Raw genomic sequence first — 3,360 nt, 5'->3', positions numbered from 1 at the left:
TCCGTCACCGCCCGGCCGCAGCCACAGCCGTGGCCGTAGCCATGGCCGTGGCCGCCCCCGGCCCTGTCATCGAGCGAATCCCGCCGCCCCGGACCAGGCGGTCTCCTCCCGAAGCGAAGGCGGGGCCGTGCGGCCGGGCGGCGCCGGCAACAGCGGCCGTCGTACGGGGTGGACTTGGACATCGGACCTCTCCTGCGTGCCTCTCTCGTACCTGCCGTCCCCGAACAGCGGTGATCCGAGATGTCAGGAGAACCCCGGAGAGTCCAGAACTCCGACGATTCGACCGGTCCGGGAAATTACCGAGCGACGAAAGAACCGACTGCGGAAATCCGCAGTCCCGTAGCGCAAATCCCGCATTTCCGCAACGCCTGCCACGGGAAAGGATTCCGGCACCCAGCCCCAAGCGTGCCGAACCACCCCAGGCCGGGCTTCCGGCACAAGCTTCCTGTGACCCAGATCATGATCGAAAAATATGCCGCCACGGAACGCCGCACTGTTCGGGATTCTCGAACTGTGAGCCGCACCACCATTCATGAATGCGGGGCAAGGCTCCGCTTCCCGCAAACCACTCCCCCTCGAAGATCGAATACACCGCGGCAACCGCCGGGGGGCCGTGTGCCCCGGCATCCACCTTCACCGCAGGATCCGGCCAGTGTCACCACCTGACCAGGTAGGTTTGCCACGCGGGGCCGACCATCGGCTACTCAAGCGGGTAGTGGAGGGACGGCAGTTGGACTCCGGGAACCGCACAGCGACCGGTCAGGTTCATACCTTGCCGCCTCGTCCACTGTTTCCATCCATTCACGGAGTTTTCGCTTCCGACGGGTAACGGGCGCACCAAGAAAGCATGTTAATGTTCAACGGATCGCGTTAACCTTCAAGAACTTCCCCCCGCACCCTTTTGAAGGATCGTCAACTTCAACGGCACCCCGCACGCCGGACACACGATCCGTCAATTCCGCAGGTACGGGACCCACCTTCGTTCGATTCCCCCTTCCCGGACATGAACTACGTGAGGTCACGTGTCACCAAGTCCCCTACGCGGCCGATCACCAGAAATGAGCCTCATACTCCAGGCATTCGCCGAAGCGGAGTCCAGCCGCGGCGGCGTGATACTCGTCTCAGGAGACGAAGGTTTCGGGAAATCGCGCCTCGTCCATGAGGTCGGCCGCATCGCCGAAGAACGCGAATTCCACCTCGTCCACGCCGGTGACGGCACTTTTCCGCCCCGCTCCGACGACCGCCCCACCCTGACCGTCCTCGACGACCTGCACACGCAGACCGACCAGGCCCTGCTGCGCCGGCTCACCGCCGACCTGGCGTCGCTGCGCCGCCGCCCGCACCTGTGGCTCCTGACCCTGCGCGACCAGGCGTACAACCTCGACGTGCACCGCTTCGTGCGGGCGCTGGACGACTGGGGCTGCACGCGCCTGACCCTCGGCCGGCTCTCCCCCGACTCGGTCCAGGAACTCCTGACCGACGTCCTCGGCGCGACCCCCGACATCGGCCTGACGGCGCTGGCCGCGGAGGCGGAGGGCCACCCTCTGCTGACGACCGCGCTGGCGACGGGGCTGCGCGAGGACGGCAAGGTCCGGATCGTGGGCCGCCAGGCCGCCCTGCTCTGCACGACCGTGCCCCGGCGCCTCAGGTCCACGGTGAACTGCCTGCTCAGGGAGCAGGGCGAGCAGGTGCGGGACATGCTCAGGACGGCGGCCGTGCTGGGCCCCCAGTTCAGCCTCTTCGAACTCTCCGCGGTCCTCACCGACGTACCCGCCGTGGGCCTGGCCGCCCTCGTGCAGCGGGCCGTGGACGCCGGGCTGCTCGACTGCCACGACGACGGCCGGCTCGCCTTCCGCAACGAACTGCTGCGCCGGACCGTCGTCGACGGCACCGCGCCGGGTGTCCGCCAGGTGCTCCTCACCGCCGCGTCCGCGACCGACACCGGCGCCGCCGCGTCGCACCCGCCCGGCGAGCGGAACGCGGCACTCCTGTACGCGCGCGCCGTCTCGTCCCTCGACGAGGGCCGCACCGACCAGGCCCGGGAGGCGGCGACCGCCCTGTTCCACAACCGCGCGGCCGTCGAGGACGCCTCGGGGCAGGCGTTCGCGCTGGCGATGCGCTCCACCTGCGCGCGGCTCGACGGGCGCCCGGCGGAGGCGCTGCGCCTGAGCCGGGAGGCCACCGCGGTCATCCCGCCCGGCCGGGCCGACTTCATGGACCAGCAGGTGACGAACTCGGTCGCGCTCGAACTCTCCCTGCTGGGCGAGCCCTTCGAGGCCGAGCGGCTGCTGCGCAAGGCGGAGTGCTGGGCGGAGCCGTCCGGCCCGCCGCCCCAGGGTCTCGCGCTCGCGGCGGTCGCCGCCCGGCTGCTGAGCCTGAAGGGCGACCACCGCCGCGCCGACCAGTGGATCGCGGAAGCGCTGGGCGAGGTCCGCAAACCCGACGGCACCCTGCTGCCCCTGGCGACCACGGTCCAGGCGCTGGCCGCCCTGCGCGGCGGCGACCTGCGCGACGCGGAGAAGCTGATGGCCCGCCGCCACCAGGAGCAGGTCCCCGCACACCGCGTGATCTGCGCGCAGCCGGACTGGGTCGCCCTCCAGATCGCGGCCGAGCGGTACGGCGCGCCGCGCGCCGTCGAGCTGCTGGACCGGCAGTACGCCGACCTGGTCACCGGGCCGCTGCTGGTCACGGAGGAGCCGGGGGCCGCCGCCTGGCTGGTGCGCACCGCGCTCGCCGGGCGCGCCCCGCACCTGGCCGAACAGGTCGTCCGTACGGTCCGCACGCTCGCCCACGACAACGCGGACTACGCCCCGCTGAGCGTCTCGGCGCTGCACGCGGCCGGTCTACTGCACCAGGACGAGGCCGCCCTGGGCCGGGCCCGCCGCGAGTACCGCTGTTCGTGGGCCGCCGGCGGGGCCGCGGAGGACCTGGGCATCCTGCTGCTGGCCCGGGGCCGGGGCGAGAGCGCGGCGGTACGGCAGTTCGGCGCGGCGCGCGAGCTGTACGAGGAGGCCGGGGCGCTGCGGGACGCGGCCCGGGTCGCGGCGCGGGTCAGGCTGTCCACGGCGCCCTCAACGCGGCCTTCGGAAAACCGACCGGTCGGTCCGGAAAAGGAGCTGACCCACTCCGAGCGGGCGGTCGCCGATCTGGTCGTGCTGGGCATGACCAACCGGCAGGTCGCCGGGAAGCTGCACCTGTCCTCGTACACGGTCAACTACCACCTGCGGAACATCTTCCGGAAGTTCGGCATCAAGTCCCGGGTGGAGCTGGCGCGTTGCTACCAGGACGACACCACGGCCGTGCCCGAACTGGCGCTGCGGCACAGCGCGCGGCCCGCGTAAGCACCTCTCCAACACCCCG

Annotated in this window: 1 protein-coding gene; it reads left to right on the top strand. The window is 71.1% G+C overall.

Annotated elements, in window-relative coordinates; genetic code table 11:
* Positions 1-1,022 precede the first annotated feature (1,022 nt).
* Positions 1,023-3,341, top strand: a complete 2,319-nt coding sequence (locus J8M50_RS45705; RefSeq protein ID WP_330986564.1) for a helix-turn-helix transcriptional regulator — start codon at positions 1,023-1,025, stop codon at positions 3,339-3,341.
* The last annotated feature ends 19 nt before the right edge of the window (positions 3,342-3,360 follow it).

Origin of the sequence: Streptomyces acidiscabies, assembly GCF_020010905.1 — a bacterium.
GTDB classification, from domain to species: domain Bacteria; phylum Actinomycetota; class Actinomycetes; order Streptomycetales; family Streptomycetaceae; genus Streptomyces; species Streptomyces acidiscabies.
The sequence above is the reverse complement of the archived record's forward strand: the minus strand, read 5'-3'. Positions and strand labels throughout refer to the sequence as shown.